The organism is Mesorhizobium sp. M3A.F.Ca.ET.080.04.2.1 (assembly GCF_003952525.1).
In the GTDB taxonomy this organism is placed as follows: Bacteria; Pseudomonadota; Alphaproteobacteria; order Rhizobiales; family Rhizobiaceae; genus Mesorhizobium.
The window spans coordinates 5,645,093-5,664,993 of sequence record NZ_CP034451.1; the positions used below are offsets into that span (position 1 = coordinate 5,645,093).

Annotated in this window: 23 protein-coding genes and 1 riboswitch; of the genes, 16 read left to right on the forward strand and 7 right to left on the reverse strand. The window is 63.5% G+C overall.

Going from position 1 to position 19,901, the window contains the following annotated elements; translation table 11 throughout:
• Positions 1-2: 2 nt before the first annotated feature.
• Positions 3-1,193 carry an aminotransferase class V-fold PLP-dependent enzyme gene (locus EJ074_RS26900; protein WP_129553880.1) on the reverse strand — a complete coding sequence of 397 codons (1,191 nt, stop codon included), beginning with the start codon at positions 1,191-1,193 and terminating at the stop codon, positions 3-5.
• A 131-nt stretch (positions 1,194-1,324) separates the two neighbouring features.
• Positions 1,325-1,984, reverse strand: a complete 660-nt coding sequence (locus EJ074_RS26905) for a response regulator transcription factor (RefSeq protein WP_245420398.1) — start codon at positions 1,982-1,984, stop codon at positions 1,325-1,327.
• A 345-nt stretch (positions 1,985-2,329) separates the two neighbouring features.
• On the opposite strand from EJ074_RS26905, the gene mgtE reads away from it, so the two are divergent.
• Together mgtE and EJ074_RS26915 are read left to right on the forward strand one after the other, a co-directional pair.
• Complete coding sequence (gene mgtE / locus EJ074_RS26910; RefSeq protein ID WP_095807050.1) at positions 2,330-3,748, forward strand: magnesium transporter; 1,419 nt, start codon at positions 2,330-2,332, stop codon at positions 3,746-3,748.
• 184 nt (positions 3,749-3,932) lie between these two features.
• On the forward strand, positions 3,933-4,319 hold the full coding sequence (locus tag EJ074_RS26915) for a MerR family DNA-binding transcriptional regulator (RefSeq protein WP_040969921.1): 387 nt from the start codon (positions 3,933-3,935) through the stop codon (positions 4,317-4,319).
• 25 nt (positions 4,320-4,344) lie between these two features.
• Here EJ074_RS26915 and EJ074_RS26920 read toward each other — a convergent pair whose 3' ends face one another.
• Together EJ074_RS26920 and EJ074_RS26925 are read right to left on the reverse strand one after the other, a co-directional pair.
• Positions 4,345-4,815 (reverse strand): isoprenylcysteine carboxylmethyltransferase family protein, encoded by a 471-nt coding sequence (locus EJ074_RS26920; RefSeq protein ID WP_095807051.1) that lies wholly within the window; start codon positions 4,813-4,815, stop codon positions 4,345-4,347.
• A complete protein-coding gene (locus EJ074_RS26925; protein WP_095807052.1) occupies positions 4,812-5,816 on the reverse strand; it encodes a DUF1624 domain-containing protein in 1,005 nt (334 codons plus the stop codon). Before EJ074_RS26925 ends, EJ074_RS26920 begins: the two co-directional genes overlap by 4 nt.
• A gap of 156 nt (positions 5,817-5,972) precedes the next feature.
• On the opposite strand from EJ074_RS26925, the gene EJ074_RS26930 reads away from it, so the two are divergent.
• The 5 genes from EJ074_RS26930 to cobO all read left to right on the forward strand — a co-directional run bounded on the left by EJ074_RS26930 (position 5,973) and on the right by cobO (position 9,098).
• On the forward strand, positions 5,973-6,659 hold the full coding sequence (locus tag EJ074_RS26930) for a gamma-glutamylcyclotransferase (protein ID WP_095807053.1): 687 nt from the start codon (positions 5,973-5,975) through the stop codon (positions 6,657-6,659).
• 71 nt (positions 6,660-6,730) lie between these two features.
• Positions 6,731-6,930, forward strand: a riboswitch (cobalamin riboswitch).
• Positions 6,931-6,966: 36 nt separating this feature from the next.
• Positions 6,967-7,146, forward strand: a complete 180-nt coding sequence (locus tag EJ074_RS26935) for a CbtB domain-containing protein (RefSeq protein WP_095807054.1) — start codon at positions 6,967-6,969, stop codon at positions 7,144-7,146.
• A gap of 15 nt (positions 7,147-7,161) precedes the next feature.
• Positions 7,162-7,953, forward strand: coding sequence for a CbtA family protein (locus tag EJ074_RS26940; RefSeq protein ID WP_095807055.1), 792 nt, complete (start codon positions 7,162-7,164; stop codon positions 7,951-7,953).
• Positions 7,946-8,467, forward strand: coding sequence for a bifunctional adenosylcobinamide kinase/adenosylcobinamide-phosphate guanylyltransferase (gene cobU / locus EJ074_RS26945; protein WP_095807056.1), 522 nt, complete (start codon positions 7,946-7,948; stop codon positions 8,465-8,467). The genes EJ074_RS26940 and cobU overlap by 8 nt, the downstream gene beginning before the upstream one ends.
• 1 nt (position 8,468) lies before the next feature.
• Positions 8,469-9,098, forward strand: coding sequence for a cob(I)yrinic acid a,c-diamide adenosyltransferase (gene cobO / locus EJ074_RS26950; protein ID WP_095807057.1), 630 nt, complete (start codon positions 8,469-8,471; stop codon positions 9,096-9,098).
• Here the strand turns inward: cobO and cbiB are convergent.
• Positions 9,095-10,084 carry an adenosylcobinamide-phosphate synthase CbiB gene (gene cbiB, locus EJ074_RS26955; RefSeq protein ID WP_095807058.1) on the reverse strand — a complete coding sequence of 330 codons (990 nt, stop codon included), beginning with the start codon at positions 10,082-10,084 and terminating at the stop codon, positions 9,095-9,097. The genes cobO and cbiB overlap by 4 nt on opposite strands.
• Between cbiB and cobD the strand changes: the two genes are divergently transcribed.
• Together cobD and EJ074_RS26965 are read left to right on the forward strand one after the other, a co-directional pair.
• Positions 10,083-11,135 (forward strand): threonine-phosphate decarboxylase CobD, encoded by a 1,053-nt coding sequence (gene cobD, locus EJ074_RS26960; RefSeq protein WP_129553881.1) that lies wholly within the window; start codon positions 10,083-10,085, stop codon positions 11,133-11,135. The two genes, cbiB and cobD, sit on opposite strands and share 2 nt — an antisense overlap.
• Entirely contained in the window at positions 11,132-11,644 is a 513-nt protein-coding gene (locus EJ074_RS26965; RefSeq protein WP_095807060.1) for a tyrosine phosphatase family protein, read from the forward strand. Before cobD ends, EJ074_RS26965 begins: the two co-directional genes overlap by 4 nt.
• Positions 11,645-11,651: 7 nt before the next feature.
• Here the strand turns inward: EJ074_RS26965 and EJ074_RS26970 are convergent, their stop codons facing one another.
• Together EJ074_RS26970 and EJ074_RS26975 are read right to left on the reverse strand one after the other, a co-directional pair.
• Positions 11,652-12,449 carry a creatininase family protein gene (locus tag EJ074_RS26970; protein WP_129553882.1) on the reverse strand — a complete coding sequence of 266 codons (798 nt, stop codon included), beginning with the start codon at positions 12,447-12,449 and terminating at the stop codon, positions 11,652-11,654.
• A gap of 70 nt (positions 12,450-12,519) precedes the next feature.
• Positions 12,520-12,903: a RidA family protein gene (locus EJ074_RS26975; RefSeq protein ID WP_095807062.1), complete on the reverse strand. Its 384-nt coding sequence runs from the start codon at positions 12,901-12,903 to the stop codon at positions 12,520-12,522.
• A 253-nt stretch (positions 12,904-13,156) separates the two neighbouring features.
• Between EJ074_RS26975 and EJ074_RS26980 the strand changes: the two genes are divergently transcribed.
• The 7 genes from EJ074_RS26980 (at position 13,157) to EJ074_RS27015 (ending at position 19,889) form a co-directional block, all read left to right on the forward strand.
• Positions 13,157-14,164: an ABC transporter substrate-binding protein gene (locus EJ074_RS26980; protein WP_095807063.1), complete on the forward strand. Its 1,008-nt coding sequence runs from the start codon at positions 13,157-13,159 to the stop codon at positions 14,162-14,164.
• A 15-nt stretch (positions 14,165-14,179) separates the two neighbouring features.
• The gene (locus EJ074_RS26985; RefSeq protein ID WP_095807064.1) at positions 14,180-14,998 is read left to right on the forward strand and encodes an ABC transporter ATP-binding protein; all 819 of its coding nucleotides are present in this window, start codon (positions 14,180-14,182) and stop codon (positions 14,996-14,998) included.
• Complete coding sequence (locus EJ074_RS26990) at positions 14,985-15,836, forward strand: ABC transporter permease (protein ID WP_095807065.1); 852 nt, start codon at positions 14,985-14,987, stop codon at positions 15,834-15,836. The genes EJ074_RS26985 and EJ074_RS26990 overlap by 14 nt, the downstream gene beginning before the upstream one ends.
• A gap of 186 nt (positions 15,837-16,022) precedes the next feature.
• Positions 16,023-17,324: a cytosine deaminase gene (locus tag EJ074_RS27000; protein WP_095807067.1), complete on the forward strand. Its 1,302-nt coding sequence runs from the start codon at positions 16,023-16,025 to the stop codon at positions 17,322-17,324.
• Positions 17,324-18,721 carry an FAD-binding oxidoreductase gene (locus EJ074_RS27005; protein WP_095807247.1) on the forward strand — a complete coding sequence of 466 codons (1,398 nt, stop codon included), beginning with the start codon at positions 17,324-17,326 and terminating at the stop codon, positions 18,719-18,721. The genes EJ074_RS27000 and EJ074_RS27005 overlap by 1 nt, the downstream gene beginning before the upstream one ends.
• Positions 18,721-19,302, forward strand: coding sequence for an NAD(P)H-dependent oxidoreductase (locus EJ074_RS27010; protein WP_165350018.1), 582 nt, complete (start codon positions 18,721-18,723; stop codon positions 19,300-19,302). The genes EJ074_RS27005 and EJ074_RS27010 overlap by 1 nt, the downstream gene beginning before the upstream one ends.
• Positions 19,302-19,889 (forward strand): NAD(P)H-dependent oxidoreductase, encoded by a 588-nt coding sequence (locus EJ074_RS27015; protein ID WP_095807069.1) that lies wholly within the window; start codon positions 19,302-19,304, stop codon positions 19,887-19,889. Before EJ074_RS27010 ends, EJ074_RS27015 begins: the two co-directional genes overlap by 1 nt.
• Positions 19,890-19,901: the final 12 nt, after the last annotated feature.

The following is a 19,901-nucleotide window of genomic DNA, read 5'->3' on the forward strand; positions in this document are numbered from 1 at the left end:
CCTCACGCTGCCCGGGCGACCGGCATTTCGGCCGTGCGCCGGAAATGCTCGATCGCCGCCGCCACGCCCGAGCCCGGCGCCAGGCGCACGCCGCAGTCGAGCAGCGCCATTTCGGCCGCCGACAGCGAGGCGCAGACCATCACCTCGTTCAGCCAGCCGAGATGGCCGATGCGGAAGACCTTGCCGGCCACCTTGTTGAGGCCGCCGCCGAGCGAGGTCTGGTAGGCGCCGTGGGCGCGCTTGACGACGTCGGCGCTGTCGATGCCTTCCGGCACCAGGATGGCGCTGACGGTGTCGGAATGCCATTGCGGCGCCTTGGCGCACAGCTTCAGCCCCCAGGCCTCGACCGCCTTGCGCACGCCCTCGGCCAGGCGATGGTGGCGGGCGAAGATGGTCTCCAGCCCTTCCTCGGCGATCAGGTCGAGCGAGGCGCGCAGGCCGCGCAGCAATTGCGTGGCCGGCGTATAGGGGAAGTAGCCGGCATCGTTGACGCGGATCATGTCCTCGAAGGAGAAGTAGCAGCGCCGGTGGGTGGCGACGCGCGCCGCGGCGAGCGCCTTCGGGCTGACCGACAGGAAGCCGAGGCCGGCGGGCAGCATGAAGCCCTTCTGCGAGCCGCTGACGGCGCAGTCGACGCGCCATTCCTCCTGGCGGAAGTCGATCGAGCCGATCGACGACACGCCGTCGACGAACAAAAGCGCCGGATGGTTTGCCGCATCGAGCGCGGCGCGGCAGCCGGCGACGTCGCTGGTGACGCCGGTCGCGGTCTCGTTTTGGGTGCAGAACACCGCCTTGATGCGATGCGCCTTGTCGGCGCGAAGCCTCTCGGCATAGAGATCGAGCGGAACCCCGGTGCCCCATTCGCAGTCGATGACGTCGACCTCGAAGCCGAGGCGCTCGGCCATGTCGACCCACAGATGCGAGAACTGGCCGAAGCGCGACATCAGCACCCGGTCGCCGGGGCTGAGCACATTGGTCATCGCCGCTTCCCAGGCGCCGGTGCCGGACGAGGGGAAGATGAAGACGCGGCCGGTCTCGTTCTTGAACACGCGTTTGATGTCCTCGAACAGCGGCAAGGTCAGGTTGGGGAACGAGGCAGCGCGCATGTCTTCCATCGGCAGGTTCATCGCCTGCCGCACCTCTTCGGGAATGTTGGTGGGCCCAGGGATGAAAAGATGGGTGAACCCAGCCATGCGCGAACTCCTCCGATCGTTGGATTGTCGGGGGAGTGTCGTGCGATCGCTGTGTCGCAACAACACCTTGCCGGATAGGATGTCGCCACGCGCGGGTAGTGCGCTCCTACCCGGTCAAACTACCCGAACGGCTATTTTGGGCTTCGACGCGTCTCGGTCGCATAGAGGGCTACGGCCATGGCACGATTGCGCACGTCGAGCTTGTCGTAGAGATTCTTGAGGTGATACTTCACCGTGTTCTCCGAGATTCCGGTTCGGGTCGCAATCTGGAGATTGGTCCAGCCATCGGCAAGCACCGCAAGCAACTCGCGCTCACGCACGGTGAGCTGCGAAAGCGGCGTGTCGTTGACCCTGTTGATGTCGATATAGGGAATGCAGATGCGCCCGTGCGCGACCGCCAGAATGGTCTCGAAGATGATTTGCGGATCGTCGAACTGGAAGCAATAGCCCTGGGCTCCAAGGCGCACGCACCGCTTCAGAATGCCGATGTCGTGATCGTTGGAAAAGACGGTGATGCGTATGTCGAGCTTGCGGTTCTGGACTTCCGCCAGGATGTCCGCACCGTCCATGTCGGCGAGTTTCCAGCCGATCACCGCGACATCGAACTTGGTGTCCGCGGCCAGCTCCAGGAATTGCTGGCCGCCATGGACGCAACTCACCAGCTCGAAACGGCCATCGCATTCCAGCATTTCGCTGAGCGCCGAGACAACGAGTGGATTGCGCTCGGCAACGACAACGCGCACGCGCTGCTCGCCCGCTGCTTCGTTCGTTTTCCTGGATTTGAGGTTCAAGGCCTGCCGTTTGTCCTGTCGATTCTTGCGCAGTTGCGGTCCTCTGGACCTGCATCATAGCAATTCTGCCCCAACCGCACAGTGACGCTCTTTCCCCAGCGACATGGGCTGTCGCGCCGGCTGAACGCGAATCCCTTTGCCCTTCGTGGCATCCCGGCGGTTGCGGAACAGGCGCATTTTGTCGAGTATTCCGCGTGTTAGAGCGGCGTCTTCCCAAGACGATTCGGGGCGTTGCGCTATCTGCTGCTCCAAGCTCGGGTTCCCGAAAACCGATTCCGGTTTTCGGGGTCATGCGCTAGACCTGATTTCACACCCTTACTGGATTGCTGTTGGCGGGAGGCTCTGGTGGAAGGCGAGGACAGAGAGACGACCGGCGCCACGCCCGCCGATGAGCACCACGCCGACATCTATGGCGAGGACGGTGCCGTGCGCGCATCCTTCCTGGCGCAGATCGGCGCGGCGATTGCCGACCGTGACACGCTGACCCTCAAACGCGAGGTCGATGACCTCCACCAGTCGGAACTGGGTGATCTGCTTGAAGCGTTGCATCCCGAACAGCGTCGCGCGCTGGTCGATCTGCTCGGTACCGATTTCGACTTCTCGGCGCTGACCGAGGTCGATGAGGCGATCCGTCTCGATATCGTCGACAACCTGCCCAACGAGCAGATTGCGCAAGCGGTCCAGGAACTCGATTCCGACGACGCCGTCTACATCCTCGAAGATCTCGACCGAGAGGACCAAGACGAGATCCTGTCGCAACTGCCCTTCACCGAACGCATCAGGCTGAGGCGCGCGCTCGATTATCCGGAAGAGACGGCTGGCCGGCGCATGCAGACGGAGTTCGTCGCCGTGCCGCCGTTCTGGACGGTCGGCCAGACGATCGACTACATGCGCGAGGATAAGAACCTCCCAGACCGCTTCAGCCAGATCTTCGTCATCGATCCGAGCTTCAAGCTCGTCGGCGCCGTCGACCTCGACCAGATCCTGCGCACCAAGCGCGCGGTGAAGGTCGAGGACATCATGCGCGAGACCCGCCACGCCATTCCAGCCACGATGGACCAGGAAGAAGCGGCGCGCGAATTCGAGCAATACGACTTGCTCTCGGCGGCGGTGGTCGACGAGAACGAGCGGCTTGTCGGCGTGCTCACCATCGACGACGTCGTCGACGTGATCCAACAGGAAGCCGAGGAAGATTTGTTGCGCATGGGCGGCGTCGGTGACGAAGAGCTGTCCGATAGCATCCTGGCAACCTCGCGCTCGCGTGTGCCGTGGCTCCTGGTCAACCTGCTTACGGCTTTCCTGGCCGCCTCGGTCATCGGCCTGTTCGACCGCACGATCGAGCACATCGTGGCGCTGGCGGTGCTGATGCCGATCGTTGCCGGGATGGGCGGCAATGCCGGCTCGCAGACCATGACCGTCACCGTGCGGGCTCTGGCGACGAGAGACCTCGACATCTACAACGCCGCCCGCATCATACGACGCGAGTTGGGGGTGGGTTTCATCAACGGCATCGTCTTTGCCGTGCTGATCGGCATGGTCGCCGGGACCTGGTTCCACGATGCCAATCTGGGCGGGATCATCGCCGCCGCGATGATCATCAACATGTTCGCGGCAGCGCTGGCAGGAATCCTCATTCCGCTGGTGCTCGATCGTTTCAAGATCGATCCGGCGGTGGCCTCCGCCGTGTTCGTCACCACCGTAACCGACTGCGTCGGCTTCTTCGCTTTTCTCGGGCTCGCCACATGGTGGTTCCGCGTTCCATGAGGCTGCCGAGGTTCAGGCGATGCCGATGCAAACTCCTCGGCTCGTCCGTCAATTGACTTTTACGTAAATGCCGTGCGAGGCTGATTTGGGGTCGTCTGCCGATTCCGGCATATGATGGGGTTGATCGGAGGGAAAGGCGACGCTCTTGCGCGGCGATGCCTGGACGTTGGGCGTGGGAGCGAGAATGCGGGAATATTATACGATCACCGAGCTGACGCGCGAGTTCGACGTGTCGACTCGCACGCTGCGATTCTATGAGGACGAAGGGCTGGTGCAGCCGATCAGACGCGGCCGCACCCGGCTGTTTCGCCCGTCGGACCGCCATCTCATCCGTCAGATCATGCGCGGAAAGCGCCTCGGCTTCTCGATCGCCGAGATCCGCGAAATCATCCAGATGTACAAGGAGCCTCCCGGCGAGGTCGGCCAGCTCAAGCTGATGATCAAGCGCATCGAAGAGAAACGAGAAGACCTTAGGCAGAAGCGGCGCGATCTCGAGGAAACGCTGGCGGAGCTCGATCAGGCGGAGGAATCGTGTGTCGAGCGACTGGCCGAACTTGGGGTGAACACTTGACCGTTCACGGGAGCGCGGCCCCCGCTCAAATCCACCGCCTCACTCGCTTGGCATAGTCGCGGTATTTCTTGCCGAATTTGGCCGCCAAGATTTTTTCCTCCTTCTCGATCGCCATCTTCTGCGTGGCGAAGGCGGCGAGGAAGGCGAAGAGCAGGAACCAGGCGATGCCGGTGATGAAGGCCACACCGATCAAGAGCAGGGTGTTGGCGAGATACATCGGATTGCGGGTGATGCCGAAGGGACCTGACGTAACCAGATGGGCAGGCTCGGCATTGGGATCGAACGTGGTTCTCGCCCGCAACATGACGCGGATCGCCGTGATCCAAAGCGCAACGACCCCCAGCAGGGCGACCCAGCCGGCGGCAAACAGGATCTCGCCCAAGATGTCGCCGATCCAGGGCAGGGGATAAAGCAAACCGAGCAGGATGCTAAGCACGATCGCCACGACATAGATCACAGGCGGCCAGGGAATGATGCCGTGCTTGGCTCCGTTCATTCTTGTCCTCCCTCCGTCTGGCTTTCCGTCGCCGAGGTGCAGGTGCTGGCGAGATCGGCAAGATGCGATTTCCAGATATCGGTCTGATCGTTGCTGTAGAGCTTGTCCAGTGATCCTTCGCTCTTCAACGCGCCCAGCATGCAGCCACAATAGCTGGAACAGAACTTGGTGTCCTGCTGTTGCTGCTCGCAGGATACCTGGCAAGCGCTCAGGAAACCCGCTTCCTTGTCCTGCGGGGGCGCGGGCATGATCTGCGACAATATCCAGACAGACCCGAACAGCAGCGGTTGGTGGATAAGATAGAAGGCCAGACTGTGACGGCCGATGAAGATGAGCGGATTGGCCCAGCGGCCAGGCATCCAGGCGCCCAGCCGAGCGAGAAGACCGGAGGCCGATGCGAACCTGGCCACGCAGATGCCGGCAAGCACCGCGCCAAACCAGGGGAGCACCGGGACATAATCGTTGGAGCGCGGGTTGGTCGCCGACAGCCCAACCCACCACAGTGCCGGATGGTCGAAGAATTCGGACCGCAGATAATAGGGCGCCGCGATCACGGCCGCAGCGACGATCGCCGTCAGCAACGGCGGCAGCCGCAGAAACGCAAGGCCGAGCAGGCTCGCCAGCGCGATCTCGTGGAGTATCCCGAAGAAGATGAAGCCGTCCGGCGTAGCGACATAGGTGACAGCCGAGATGGCGATCGCCGACGCGGCGACCATGGCGAAACGCTTCCAGAAGCCCGGCCAGCGGATCTGGCGGCCATGGGCGAGGAACAGACTGACGCCGACCAGGAACAGGAAGGTCGAGGCGATGCAGCGCGCATAAATCTTCCACCAGCCGAAAGCGGTCAGGCCAGGTGTGGTGTAGCCGAAGTTTTCGAGATCCCAGGTGAAGTGGTAACTCGCCATCGCGATCAGCGCGATGCCGCGCAGTATGTCGATGGCGATGATGCGACTGTGTTTCGGCTTGTCCTGAACGGCTTCGTTCGTCGTTTGAAGGCTCATGATCTCGCAGTCCGATTCAGTCGTCCCAACGACTATCACGGTTAGGGCCGACAACAGAGGGCGAATGGCTGCTCTCCCGCATTGTGGCGTCTGCTCGGGGCCCTTAAGCTCGCGCCGTCAGTGCCGGCGCGATGCCGGCGGCCCAAGGTGCATCGAATGTCCGCAAGAATGATGTCTCTGACCGAAGAACTGGTTGCCCGTTGTTTTCGGGTCGTCGAAGACAGTGGCCCCGACCCAAATGCCGCGCATCTCGATGACGCCGACTACGAAGCGATGCTCGATGCATTGGAGGTTGAACTCCCCGCCGCCGAGCCGCTCTGGCTGTTCGGCTACGGATCGCTGATCTGGAAGCCTGAGATCGACCATGTCGAGGAACGGGTCGCAGTGGCGCGCGGCTGGCACCGTTCCTTCTGTATGAACATGACACGCTGGCGCGGCACCAGAGAGAGCCCGGGCTTGATGATGGCGCTAGATCGCGGCGGGCAATGCAAGGGCGTCGCCTTCCGGCTGAGCGACGGTGATCGCCGTCAGCAGCTGAACAAGCTGCTTAGGCGCGAGGTGACGCTCAAGCCGACAAGCTACCATCCGCGCCTGCTCAGCTTGGCCAGCGGCAGCGGTCCATTTCGGGCCCTGGGCTTCGTGATCAACCGCAAGGGCACCACCTATACCGGCGTGCTCAGCGAAGGCGAGGTGGTCAGAAGGCTTGCGACCTCCTGCGGCCACTGGGGTTCAGGCGCCGACTATCTCTACAACACCGTCAGGAATCTCGAAGCCCGAGGCATTCACGATGCTCACCTGTGGCGGCTGCAGCAGCTCGTCGCTGCCAGAATCGCCGGCTCCTAGCACACCGAGCCGTGCCGCAATCACGCTCCAGCGTGGCGGAATTTGGTTTGCCGGGGGAGACGATTCTGCCTATAGTCGCCGATGTCGTCGGTTCCGTTTTTGGAGCCAAGAGGGAATGCGGTGAGGGTGGACTTCCTGCCCAAAGCCGTGGCTGCCCCCGCAACTGTGTGCGGTAGTCCTGCCCCATAGACCACTGAGGATTTGCCTCGGGAAGGTGGGGAAGGGCGTGGATCCGCGAGCCAGGAGACCTGCCGGCGACAAGAAAGTTGACTTCTATGCCCTCGGGTGGAGGGCGAAAGGACAAGACATGAATACCGCTTCCTTTTCCCTCGGCGCTTCCGTCTCCTCGCAGTCGCGCTTCATGCAACTGGCGATGGCCGCGCTGCTCGGCATTTTCGTCGTCGGCTTCGTCGGCTTCTCGCATATCGATGCGGTCCACAACGCTGCCCACGACTATCGTCACTCGATGGCTTTTCCCTGCCACTGACGAGGGTTTGACATCATGAATCTGTTTCGCAACGTCGTGTTCATCGCGGCGATCGCCGGGCTCGTGGCGGGTGTGGTTCTCGCCTGCATGCAGGCCTATGCCACCGTTCCGTTGATCCTCAAAGCGGAAGTGTATGAAAAGGCGGGCGAGGGTCATCACCATGACCACGCGACCAACGACAACCCTGTGGGCGCAGCCGCTCCAGCCGCCGGCAGCGCGATGAGCAGCGCAGCCCCGGCGCCCGCCGAGGCAGTTGCCCCAGCCGAGGAGGAGGGCTGGGCGCCGGCCGACGGCTTCGAGCGATTCGCCTTCAATGTCGTCGCCAATATCGTCACCGGCATCGGCTTCGCGCTGATCCTGGTCGCAGTCTCGGAATTTGCGGGCGGCATCGGCAACTGGCGCCAGGGCGTGTTCTGGGGCCTAGCTGGCTTTGCCGTGTTCACACTGGCGCCTGGCCTCGGCCTGCCGCCCGAACTCCCGGCAATGCCGGCGGCCGAACTGCTGCCGAGGCAGATCTGGTGGGTTTCGACAGTCATCGCGACTGCGGCCGGGCTCGGTCTGATTGCCTTCCGCAAGTCGCTGCCGCTGGCCATTCTTGGCGTGGCGCTGATCGTGGCACCTCACATTATTGGCGCGCCGCAGCCGGAAAGCTTCGAGACCGCGATTCCCGAAGGATTGCATCACCAGTTCGTTGTCGCCGTGACGCTCACCGATCTGGTGTTCTGGCTGGTTCTGGGCGCGGTTGTCGGCGTGGTGCGCGGACGCTTCACCGGCACCGCGACCAGCTTGCGCGACAGCTTTGCCTGATCGCGCCGAAGGTCGCCTGACCTTCATCGTAGGCGGTGCGCGCTCGGGCAAGAGCGCGCATGCCGAGACCCTGGTGACGGCAAGCCCGTCGCCCTGGGCCTATATCGCCACAGCGCAAACCTATGACGACGAGATGCGCGAGCGGATCGCGCTGCATCGCGCGCGACGCGGCGAAGGCTGGGTCACCATCGACGCGCCGCTCGATCTGGCGGGCGCAATCGAGGCCTTGCCCGATCACCAGCCGGTGCTGATCGACTGCCTGACATTGTGGCTGACCAATCATATGCTGGCGGACCATGACATCGATGCAGAGTGCCGACGGCTCTCGGATGTGCTGTCGCGCCCGCGCGGACCGTGGTCCGTGGTCTCGAACGAAGTCGGGCTCGGCATCGTGCCGGACAATGCGCTCGCGCGCCGGTTCCGCGACGCCGCCGGACGCCTCAACCAGCAAGTCGCAGCCGTCGCCGACAGCGTGCTGATGATGGTGGCGGGGCTGCCGCTCAAGGTGAAGTGACATGGCCGAGATCGACGACAAGACCATCGACGACAGGGACGCCGAACGCCATCGCGCCAAGATGGCCAAGCGCAAGGCGGTGCAGGATGCCGAGGTGGCCGGCAAGACGATCGAGAAGGGACTGCTGATCATCAACACCGGACCCGGCAAGGGCAAGACCACGGCTGCCTTCGGCCTGGCGCTGAGGATGCTCGGCTATGGCAAGCGTGTCGGCGTCGTCCAATTCATCAAGGGCAAATGGCACACCGGCGAAAAGGATGCTTTCGCCGCCTTCGGCGACCAGGTCGTGTGGCATGCGATGGGTGAGGGGTTCACGTGGGAAACGCAGGACCTGAAGCGCGACATCGCCGCGGCGGAGGCTGCCTGGACCAAGGCCCTGCAACTGATGGCGGATCCTTCGATCAGCCTCGTCGTCCTCGACGAGCTCAACATCGCACTGCGCTACGACTATCTCGATCTGGAGAAAGTGGTCGCGGCGCTGAAAGCGCGCCGCGAGGACCTGCATGTCGTCGTCACCGGCCGCAACGCCAAGCCGCTGCTGGTGGAGGCGGCCGACCTGGTCACCGAGATGGGGCTGACCAAGCACCATTTCACGGCGGGGGTTAAGGCGCAGCAGGGAATCGAGTTTTAGCCGCTGATCAGAATGGTCAGATAGATCACGATCGCCGACAAGACGCCGAACAGCGCAATCAGCAGCCGGTCGGCGATGCGATAGAGTCTTAGCGCCATGCGGATGTCGGTGCTCTCGGCTTCGCGGCGGCCGCCTTCGCCCATGAAGGCATCCTCGACAATCACGCCTGCGTAGCTGCGCGGTCCGGCGAGCGCCAGGTCCAAGGCGCCGGCCATGGCGGCTTCCGGCCAGCCGGCATTGGGGGAGCGGTGCTTCTTCGCGTCGCGCTGCATCACATGCCAGGCATTGCGTGGATCGGCGCCCTTGACGAGGAAGGCCGCCAGCACGATGAGCAGGCCGGTCAGCCGCGAGGCCGGCAGATTGATCAGGTCGTCGAAGCGGGCGGCCGCCCGGCCAAACGCCTCGTGGCGCGGCGTGCGGTGGCCGATCATCGAATCGGCGGTGTTGGCGGCCTTGTAGGCGGCGCCGCCTGCCAGCCCGCCGACGCCGGTCCAGATGGCCGGCGCGACGATGCCGTCGGAGAAATTCTCGGCCAGGCTTTCGATCGCGGCGCGGGCGACGCCTGCCTTGTCGAGCTTTTCGGGATCGCGGCCGACGATGCGCGAAACGGCGATGCGGCCAAGCGTCAGACCGCCCGTTTCGAGTGCATCGGCAACGTCCTCGACATGCTGGGCGAGGCTCTTCTGTGAAAGAAGCGAGGAGCCGAGTATGGCTGCGGCGACCAGCCCAGAGGGAAAGATCAGCCAGAGCAGGATATGCAGCGTCAGCCCGATGGCTGCCGGCACCAGCACGATGACCAGCAATGCCTGGACGCCGCGGCGACGACGCAATTCGTCGGAATCGGTGGCGCGGTTGAGGCTGCGATCAAGAAAGGATATCAGCCTGCCGATCCAGGTTACGGGATGACCGATGGCGCGGAACAGCCAGTCCGGATAACCAAGGGCGAGTTCAACGGCAAGTGACAGGAAGGCGATCAGGATCGACATGAAACTTCTTGCAGGGATTGCGGCGGTGGATCATGGCGGCAGCCTCGGTCGGGCGAGGGCGCTCTTTCCTCACGCACCGCTGCCTTTCGTCGATCTTTCGACAGGTATCAATCCGCACTCCTATCCGCTTTTCGATCTGCCCGCCACCGCCCTGTCTCGATTGCCCGAAGCAGGACAACTGCGCGAATTGGCCGAAATTGCGGCCGCCGCTTACGGCGCGCCGTCGGTGGAGCAGGTCGTGGCTGCGCCAGGCACGCAGGTTCTCTTGCCGCGCGTCGCTTCGCTGGTGAAGCCGGGCAAGGCGCTGGTGCTCGGCCCGACCTATGCCGAACATGCCAGAGCCGCCGCGATCGCTGGTCACGCGGTGGGCGAAGTGAATGATTTCGAGGCGCTGGCGCAAGCCGACCTCGCCGCGCTGGTCAACCCCAACAACCCGGACGGCCGTATCGTCGAGCGGGATCGACTGCTCGATCTTGCCGCGCGGCTGCGCAGCAAGGGCGGCCTCCTGGTCGTCGACGAAGCCTTCATGGATGTCGGCCCGACGGAGCACAGCATTGCCGGGGACGCGCGTGAGAGCGGCATCGTGGTGCTGCGCTCCTTCGGGAAGTTCTTCGGCCTTGCCGGGGTGAGGCTGGGCTTTGCGATTGCGGATCGGCTGACGGCCGAGCGGCTGGACGCGCAGTTCGGCCCGTGGGCTGTTGCCGGACCGGCGCTCGAATACGGCATCCGCGCGTTGGCAGACACGGAATGGCAAACAGCCATGCGACAACGCCTGGCATCCGATGCCCACCGCATCGACGCGCTGCTCGGTCGATTCGGAGTTCCGGTCGCTGGCGGCACCAGTTTGTTCCGTTATCTATCGTTCCCTCACGCTCCAGGCCTGTTTTCGGCACTTGGCGAGCGCGGCATCCTGCTTCGTCATTTTGCCGAGCGGCCACAAGTCCTCCGGGCTGGCCTGCCGGCCGGCGAAGAGGAATGGCAACGGCTCGAAAGCGCGCTTGCCGCCTGGGCCGCGCAGCGCGAGGATGGGCCGAAGGAGATCGCGCGATGATCCATGTCTGTCCCCTGTCGAAGATCGAAGAGACCGTGGCGAGGACCGGGGCCGAGCGGCTGCTGTCGCTGCTTGCCGCGGGGACCGAGGTTACCCGCCCGGCCTCTATCCTGGCGGAAAACCACCTGCATCTGGTCATGCATGACATCGCTGTCGCCCAGGAGGGCATGACCATGCCGGGCGAGGAGCATGTGCGCGCCTTGCTCGACTTCGCCTACCGTTGGGACCGGGCGAAGCCGCTCGTCGTGCATTGCTATGCCGGCATCAGCCGCTCGACGGCGTCGGCCTATATCATTGCCGCTGCGCTGGCGCCGAGGCGCGACGAGGCGGAACTGGCCAAGACGCTGCGCTTTGTCTCGCCATCAGCGACGCCCAATCCGCGGCTTATTGCCGTCGCAGATGCGCTGCTCGGACGCGATGGGCGCATGATCGCGGCGATCGAAGCGATCGGACGCGGCGCGGATGCCTTTGAAGGAACGCCGTTCGAGCTCGCGTTACAGGCCCAATGATCCTCGCCTAGAGCAGCCAGTCGGCAAGCTTGGCCTTGCGCACATCCCTGACAAGATCGATGAAACCATCGGCTTGATGCTCGGCGGTCAGGCGGCCCTTCTCGGCCGTGGCGATGCCGGCATCGCCGACGACGCCGTTCGGATTGAGGTCGCTGGCGATCCAGGCAAAGGCATGCGTGCCGGTGTGGCGCAGCAGGGCGAATTGCTTTTCGGCGCGGCCGACATTCGAGACGAAATTGTCGGCCTTGCCCATGTCGACGAGGTCCGGCCGGAAATGCAGCATCAGCGAGGTCTCGACATCGCCGCCATGGATGCCGTGACGATCCTCGAGTTCGGTATACATGCCGGCCGGACGGCCGAAGCGCTGCCAGCTCGTCTTCACCGCCAGCATCTTGGCGCGCACGCGCAATTCGCGGGTGGTGATGCCCATGATCTCTTCATTGCCGCCATGCGAGTTGACGACGATCAGCTTCCTGACCCCGGCGCGGGCGACCGACAGGCCAAGCTCGGTCCAGGCGTCCACCAGTGTGGCGGCCGGCAGGGTGAGCGTTCCCGGCGCATGCAGATGCTCGTTCGACTTGCCCACCGCCTGGACCGGCAGGATGCGGATATCGAGGTCATCGGGCAGGCGAGCGATTACCGTTTCCAGCATCCCCATCATGATCGAGGTGTCGGTCGAGACCGGAAGGTGAGGACCGTGCTGCTCGATCGCGGCAAGCGGCAGAACGGCAATCGTGGCTTCCGGATCGATCGAAGCGTATTCGGTCGTCCGGTAGTCGCCCCACCATACGCGTCCGGTCGTCATTTTCGTCTCCCGATTGGTCTGCTGTTCGGCTTGGCGGTGATCTAAAGCGCCTGGCGGCTGCAAGCAATTGCTAGCCTGCGGCTAGAACCTCCACCTCGACCTTGAATTCCGGGCGGGCGAAGCCGGAGACGATCATCAGCGTCGAGGCCGGCGCGGGATCGGAAAAGAGCCGATTTCGGACATCCATATAGGCTTGCAAATGCGCGCGACTAGTGACGAAGGCGTTGATGCGTACGACGTCGTTCAGCGTCAGCCCGGCCTCGCTCAGTATCGCAGCGATATTCCTGAAGCAGAGCTCGGTCTGCGCGTCGGCATCCTCGGGAACGGTTTCATCCGGGCCGATACCGACCTGACCCGAGCACAGCACCAGGCGCTTGCCTGCCGGGATTTCAACGCCGTGGCTGTAGCGCGAGAAGGGCGGCTTGATCGACTTGGGCGCGAGATATTTGAACATGGCAATCTCCTGTCGGGAGGCAGACTAAGGCTCGATTCATGAAACCTGCAAGATGCGGTGCATGCCGCCCGGGCGATTATGGACAGGCGTCCGAAAAATGGGCACGATGCCTGCCGTACAGCATGACCCTTCCGGCCTTGGCAATGACTGCCGCGCAATCAGGCGGCCCAGCCGGTGGCATGTGTCTTGCTTCTTGAACAAATGGAGTCGAGCCCAGCGCGTGGCGCGCCGGAGCCAAGAGAAGGTGATGTCAATGGTCGGAAAAGAGAAGATGCTGGCGGGCGCGATTGCCCTGCTTGCGGCGAGCACGCTGGGCGCGGCCGCCAACGAGAAAGTCACCTTCGGCACCAACTGGCTGGCCGAGCCGGAACATGGCGGCTACTACCAGGCCGTGGCCGACGGCACCTATGCCGCCTGCGGGCTCGACGTCACCATCATGCAGGGCGGCCCGCAGGTCAGCGGCCGGCCGATGCTGCTCGCCGGCAAGATCGATTTCTACATGGGCGGCAACCTGCTCTCGGCTTTTGATGCAGTCCAGCAAGGCATTCCGATGCGCGTCGTCGCCGCCGACTTCCAGAAGGATCCGCAGGTCATCATGTCCCAGCCGGGGCAGGGGCTGGACAAGTGGGAGGATCTGAAGAATGCCGACCAGTATATTCTCGGCGACGAGGGCGCGCAGACCTTCTTCCAGTGGATGGTCACCGAGCTCGGTTTCGACGCGGCCAAGCGCGTGCCCTACACCTTCAACCCGGCGCCCTTCATCGCCAACAAGAAGTCGATCCAGCAGGGCTATGTGACGTCCGAGCCTTTCGCCGTGCAGAAGCAAGGCGGCTTCGTGCCCAATCAATTCCTGCTCGCCGATTATGGCTGGGACACCTATGCGACCACCGTCGAGGTGATGCAGGACACGATCGACAAGCGGCCGGAGGTCGTCCAGTGCTTTGTCGATGGCTCGGCCAAGGGCTGGTACAACTATCTCTACGGCGACAACAAGGCCGCCAACGACTTGATCAAGAAGGACAATCCGGACATGACGGATGAGCAGATCGCCTTCTCGATCGAGCAGCTGAAGAAGTTCGGCGTCGTCGATTCCGGCGATTCGGAAAAGCTCGGCATTGGCGCCATGACCGATGCGCGCATCCAGAGCTTCTACGACAAGATGGTCAAGGCCAAGGTCGCGCAGCCCGGCATCGACATCAAGAAGGCCTACACGCTCGCCTTCATCAACAAGGGCGTCGGCCTGGAGCTGAAGAAAAAGTAAGGCGGCCTGCCTGACATGATCCAGGAGAAAGTGGCGACGGCTGCGGCATCGGGTGAAAACCCGATGCTGCTTTCGCTACGCAACGTCGGCAAGGTCTTTTCCAACAGTGTTACGGCGCTGAGCAAGGTCGACCTTGCGATCCGGGAAGGCGATTTTTTAAGCCTGCTCGGGCCGTCGGGCTGCGGCAAGTCGACGGCGCTCAGGCTGATAGCCGGGCTGTCGACGCCGACCTCCGGTCAGCTCGACTGGCGGGGCCCGCTGGAGCGGTCGAATATCGGCTTCGTCTTCCAGGAGCCGACGCTGCTGCCTTGGGCGAGCGTCTTCGATAATGTCTGGCTGCCGCTTCGCCTCAAGGGAATGTCGCGCACCAAGGCCGAACCGGCGGTGATGGAGATGCTGTCGCGTGTTCATCTCACCGGCTTCGAGAACGCCGTGCCGCGCGAGCTTTCCGGCGGCATGAAGATGCGCGTCTCGATCGCCCGCGCCATGGTGACCAAGCCGCGCATCCTCTTGATGGACGAGCCTTTCGCGGCGCTCGACGAAATCACCCGTTTCAAGCTCAACAATGACCTGCTGGAACTGTGGCAGGACGAGCGCTTCACCGTCGTCTTCGTGACGCATAGCGTCTTCGAAAGCGTGTTCCTGTCGAGCCGCGTCGTCGTCATGGCGGCACGGCCGGGGCGCGTCTTCGGCGAACTGGCGATCGATGCGCCTTATCCGCGCGATGAGGCATTTCGAACTTCGCCCGACTATGCAGCACTTTGCCGGCAGGCCTCGGACGTGCTGGTCAAAGCCATCAACTCAACCGCCGGACTGCACCATGACGGCCATTGAAGACGCCACGCTGAAGCTGGATCCCGAGGAAGCGCGCCGCGTCCGCCAGGAGCGCCTGGAGCGGATCGGCAAATGGGTGCTGCCGCTGGCGATCATGGTGCTGGCGATCTGGCTGTGGGACCGCATCTGCGTCTGGAACGAAATCCCGCAATACATCCTGCCGCGCCCCGGCGTGGTGCTGCAGACGCTGCATGACGATGCCGGGCTTTTGTTCTCCTCGTTGCTGGTGACGCTGAGGATCACCTTCCTCAGCCTGCTGCTCGCCGTGATCGGCGGGGTCGGACTGGCGGTGCTGTTCGCGCAGTCGAAATGGGTGGAGATGTCGTTCTTCCCCTTCGCCATCGTGCTGCAGGTGACGCCGATCGTGGCGATCTTCCCGCTGATCAACATCTACATCAACAACCAGACGACCAAGCTTCTGCTCTGTGCTTGGATCGTTGCCTTCTTCCCGATCCTTTCCAACACCACGCTTGGGCTGAACTCGGTCGACCGCAATCTGCGCGACCTGTTCAAGCTCAATGGCGCGACGCGCTGGCAGCAATTGCGCTATCTGCGCCTGCCGGCGGCGATGCCCTATTTCCTCGGCGGGCTGAAGATAGCCGGCGGCCTGTCGCTGATCGGCGCCGTGGTGGCCGAATTCGTCGCCGGTGCGCAGGGTCAGTCGTCCGGGCTCGCTTCGCGGATCATCGAGGCCGGCTACCGGCTCAACGCGCCGCGGCTGTTCGCGGCGCTGATCCTGATCTCGCTCACCGGCATCGTCATCTTCCTGGTGCTGTCGCTGGTCTCGCATCTGATCCTGCGCCGCTGGCACGAGAGCGCGCTGAAGCAGGAGCGCTAGAGTGATTTCGTTGTTGGTGCGAAGCACTCCCCTCTGTCCTGCCGGACATCTCCCCCTCAAGGGGGGAGATTGGATTTCATTTCGGATTTCGCCAATCACAAACGTCGCAACAAGAGCGGCATGGACGAAGCTGCTGATCTCCCCCCTTGAGGAGGAGATGTCCGGCAGGACAGAGGGAGGTAGGACTTGATACCAGCCTCTCGTTCTTACCATCTCACCAATGCTCGCTTGCATTGGTCGCTGACGCCCGGCCTTGCCGGGAACTTCGACGCCGACGGCTTCGCACTTGCCGACATCTCCGTCGCCGACGGCAAGATCTCAGGCATTGCCGCTCATGACAAAGCCGAGTCGCCGGCCGATGCCATCGATCTCGGCGGGCGCATCGTGCTGCCGTGTTTCATCGACTGCCACACCCATATCGACAAGGGCCATATCTGGCCCCGAAAACCCAATCCCGACGGCACCTTCATGGGCGCGCTCAATGCCACCGGCGTCGACCGCGCCGCGCGCTGGAGCGCGGACGATGTCGCGCGCCGCATGGATTTTTCGCTGCGCTGCGCCTACGCGCATGGCACCAAGGCGTTGCGCACGCATCTCGACAGCGTCGCGCCGCAGGAGGAAATCTCGTGGCCGGTGTTCGAGACGATGCGTGAAACCTGGCGTGGTCGTATCGAACTGCAGGCCGCCTGCCTGCTCGGCATCGAGGGTGTGCGCGACAAGGCCTGGTTCGAGCGGCTGGCGAAACGGGTCGCGGCTGCCAAGGGGGTGCTCGGCATCGTCACCTATATGGTGCCCGACCTCGAGCAATTGCTCGATCAGGTCTTTGCGCAGGCGATCAAGCATGGGCTCGACCTCGACTTCCATGCCGATGAGACCGACGACGCAGCGGCCGTCTCGCTGAAGAAGATCGCCGAGGCCTCGCTGTGGAACGGTTTTGACGGCAACATCCTGGTCGGTCATTGCTGCTCGCTGGCGCGCCAGCCTGATCTCGAGGTGCTCGATACTTTGGATAAGGTGGCGAAAGCCGGCCTGGCCGTGGTGTCGCTGCCGATGTGCAATCTTTACCTGCAGGACAGGCGCAACGACGGCACCACCCCGCGCTGGCGCGGCGTGACGCTGCTGCACGAGATGAAGGCGCGCGGCATCAAGGTGGCGGTCGCCTCCGACAACACGCGCGATCCGTTCTATGCTTATGGCGATCTCGACATGCTGGAAGTCTACCGGACGGCGACGCGTATTCTGCATTTCGATCATCCGGTCGCCGACTGGCCACGGGCGGTAGCGGCGACGCCGGCTCAGGTAATGCGGCTCGACGGTGCGGGCACGCTTACCACCGGCGGCAGCGCGGACTTCATCCTTTTCAAGGGGCGAAGCTGGACCGAGTTGCTGTCGCGGCCGGAATCGGACCGCATCGTCGTGCGCGAGGGCAGGGCGATCGAGCGACGTCTGCCCGACTATGCCGAACTCGACGAACTGATGGTGGGATGATGGATATTGCAGCGCTGAAGCGCGACCTCGAAGGGCTGAAGATCGACGACCATCTGGCCATCGTGCAGCAGAAGAGCCGCGACTTCTACTGGTACAGCCCGGTGCTCAAGCGGCAACTCGACCATGTCAGGGGTGATCTGATCGTCACCCCGAAGAACGAGGCCGAGGTGATCCGCGTGCTCGCCGCCTGCCATCGCCATGGCGTTCCCGTGACGCCGCGCGGCAGCGGCACGGGCAACTACGGGCAGGCGATGCCGCTGTCGGGCGGCGTGGTGCTCAACCTTGCCGAAATGAACGAGGTGAAGGCCATCGCGCCGGGGCGCGTGGTGACCGGGCCTGGAGCGGTGCTGGCCGAGATCGACAAGGCAACGCGGGCGCATTCCGCGCAGGAATTGCGCATGTCGCCTTCCACCTACAATACGGCCTCGATCGGCGGCTTCGTCGCCGGCGGCTCGGGCGGCGTCGGCTCAATCCGTTGGGGCGGCTTGCGCGACCTTGGCAATGTCATCCGGCTGAGGACGGTAACAATGGAAGCCGAACCGCGCGTGATGGAACTGACGGGCGACGAGGTGCTCAAGGTCATGCACGCCTATGGCACCAACGGCATCATCACCGAGGTCGAGATGCCGCTGACCGCAAGCTACGACTGGATCGACGTCATCGTCGGCTTCGACGATTTCATGGACGCCGCCGGCTTCGGCAACGACCTCGCCGTCCAGGACGGCATACTGGCCAAGCTGATCACGCCGATCGCGGCGCCCATCCCTTACGACTATTTCAAGCGGCACCAGAAGTTCTTCCGGCGCGAACAAAGCATCGTGGTGTGCATGATCGCGCCGCATGCGATGGATGCGTTCGTCGCCTTGGTACGCAGCGGCAAGGGCGAGATCGTGTTCCGCGCCGACCAGGAGGCCGACCTCAAGGGATTGCCGCCGGCCTATGAATTGACCTGGAACCACACGACGCTGCGGGCCATTCGGGTCGATCCGTCGATCACCTATCTGCAGGCGCGCTATCCGTCGCCGGATCACCTCGCGCATGTCAAGGCGATGGTCGACCGCTTCGGCGACGAGGTGCCGGCGCATCTCGAATTCATCCGCTTCGACGGCGCGATCGGCGCGGCCGGCCTGCCGCTGGTGCGCTTCACCACGGAGGAGCGGTTGGATGAAATCATCCGCATCCATGAGGACAATGGCTGCTGGATCTTCAACCCGCACCGCTACACGCTGGAGGAGGGCGGCATGAAGCGGACCGACGATGTTCAACTCGCCTTCAAGCGCGAGACCGATCCGCAAGGGCTGCTCAACCCCGGCAAGATGATCGCCTGGGAGAATCCGGCCTATGACTACCGCTCCGGCAAGTCCTTCCTGTTCAAGGGGCTGCAAAAGGTGGGGTGATGAAAGTCCTCGTGCTCTACGCTCATCCGGTGGAGTCCAGCTTCAATGCCGGCCTGCATCGGACGATCGTCGAGCGGCTGAGCGCGGCGGGACATGCGATCGACGACTGCGATCTCTATGCCGAGGATTTCGATCCGCGGATGACACGTGCCGAGCGCCTCGGCTACCACGCCCAGCGCGGCCCGAACGATGCCGTCGCCGGCTATGTCGAAAGGCTGCGCAAGGCGGAAGCGCTGGTGCTGTCCTTTCCGGTCTGGAACTACGGCTATCCCGCGATCCTGAAAGGTTTCTTCGACCGCGTCTTCCTGCCGGGCGTCTCCTTCAAGCTGGTCGACGGCAAGGTGGAGCCGACGCTGCACAACATCGGCAAGCTCGCCGCCATCACCACCTATGGCGGCAGCCGTTTTCGCGCCATGCTGATGGGCGATCCGCCGCGCAAGGTCGTCAAGCGCATGCTGCGGGCCACCATCAAGCCTGATGCTCCCGTCTCCTATCTCGCGCATTACTCGATGAACCTGTCGACCGACGAGACGCGAAAGGCCTTCATGGCCAAGGTGGCGGCCAGAATGGATCAATTCTGATGCGCGTGCTGGTGGTGTATTGCCATCCGGTGCCGGAAAGCTATTGCGCGGCGATCCGCGACGTTGCGGTCGAGGTGCTGACGCGAAGAGGCTGGGACGTGCGTCTGCTCGACCTCTATGCGGAAAATTTCAACCCGGTGATGAGTTGCGAAGAGCGACGTTCCTACAATGATCACGCGCCGGACGATCCGGCGCTCGGGCCGCATTTCGAGCATCTGCAATGGGCCGAGGCGATCCTCTTCATCTACCCGACCTGGTGGTACGGGCTGCCGGCGATGCTGAAGGGCTGGTTCGACCGCGTCTGGGCGACCGACATCGCCTTCAAGCTGCCTCCCGGAGGTGGCAGGATCAAATCGCTGATGACGCATGTCACCAAGGTCGGCGTCATCACCACCTGCGGCGCGCCGACCTGGTGGAGCGTCGTCGTCGGCCAGCCGGGACGCAAGACAATCCTGCGCGGCATGCGGGCGATCTGCGCGACGCGGTGCAAGACCTTCTTCCTGGCGCATTACCTGATGGATGCCTCGACGCCGAAGAGCCGGGCGGCGTTTCTGGCGAAGGTCAGGGCGAGGTTGGAGAGGTTTTGAGAGTAGCTCTCT

Coding starts and splice junctions, on each gene's coding strand:
- EJ074_RS26935 (WP_095807054.1), top strand. CDS start 6,967: ATGAATACCGCTTCCTTTTCCCTCGGCGCTTCCGTCTCCTCGCAGTCG.
- EJ074_RS26940 (WP_095807055.1), top strand. CDS start 7,162: ATGAATCTGTTTCGCAACGTCGTGTTCATCGCGGCGATCGCCGGGCTC.
- EJ074_RS26915 (WP_040969921.1), top strand. CDS start 3,933: ATGCGGGAATATTATACGATCACCGAGCTGACGCGCGAGTTCGACGTG.
- EJ074_RS26990 (WP_095807065.1), top strand. CDS start 14,985: ATGACGGCCATTGAAGACGCCACGCTGAAGCTGGATCCCGAGGAAGCG.
- EJ074_RS27015 (WP_095807069.1), top strand. CDS start 19,302: ATGCGCGTGCTGGTGGTGTATTGCCATCCGGTGCCGGAAAGCTATTGC.
- EJ074_RS26900 (WP_129553880.1), bottom strand. CDS start 1,193: ATGGCTGGGTTCACCCATCTTTTCATCCCTGGGCCCACCAACATTCCC.
- cobD (WP_129553881.1), top strand. CDS start 10,083: ATGAAACTTCTTGCAGGGATTGCGGCGGTGGATCATGGCGGCAGCCTC.
- cobO (WP_095807057.1), top strand. CDS start 8,469: ATGGCCGAGATCGACGACAAGACCATCGACGACAGGGACGCCGAACGC.
- EJ074_RS26985 (WP_095807064.1), top strand. CDS start 14,180: ATGATCCAGGAGAAAGTGGCGACGGCTGCGGCATCGGGTGAAAACCCG.
- cbiB (WP_095807058.1), bottom strand. CDS start 10,084: ATGTCGATCCTGATCGCCTTCCTGTCACTTGCCGTTGAACTCGCCCTT.
- EJ074_RS26970 (WP_129553882.1), bottom strand. CDS start 12,449: ATGACGACCGGACGCGTATGGTGGGGCGACTACCGGACGACCGAATAC.
- EJ074_RS26965 (WP_095807060.1), top strand. CDS start 11,132: ATGATCCATGTCTGTCCCCTGTCGAAGATCGAAGAGACCGTGGCGAGG.
- EJ074_RS26975 (WP_095807062.1), bottom strand. CDS start 12,903: ATGTTCAAATATCTCGCGCCCAAGTCGATCAAGCCGCCCTTCTCGCGC.
- EJ074_RS26930 (WP_095807053.1), top strand. CDS start 5,973: ATGTCCGCAAGAATGATGTCTCTGACCGAAGAACTGGTTGCCCGTTGT.
- EJ074_RS26920 (WP_095807051.1), bottom strand. CDS start 4,815: ATGAACGGAGCCAAGCACGGCATCATTCCCTGGCCGCCTGTGATCTAT.
- EJ074_RS27010 (WP_165350018.1), top strand. CDS start 18,721: ATGAAAGTCCTCGTGCTCTACGCTCATCCGGTGGAGTCCAGCTTCAAT.
- EJ074_RS26980 (WP_095807063.1), top strand. CDS start 13,157: ATGGTCGGAAAAGAGAAGATGCTGGCGGGCGCGATTGCCCTGCTTGCG.
- EJ074_RS26925 (WP_095807052.1), bottom strand. CDS start 5,816: ATGAGCCTTCAAACGACGAACGAAGCCGTTCAGGACAAGCCGAAACAC.
- EJ074_RS27005 (WP_095807247.1), top strand. CDS start 17,324: ATGGATATTGCAGCGCTGAAGCGCGACCTCGAAGGGCTGAAGATCGAC.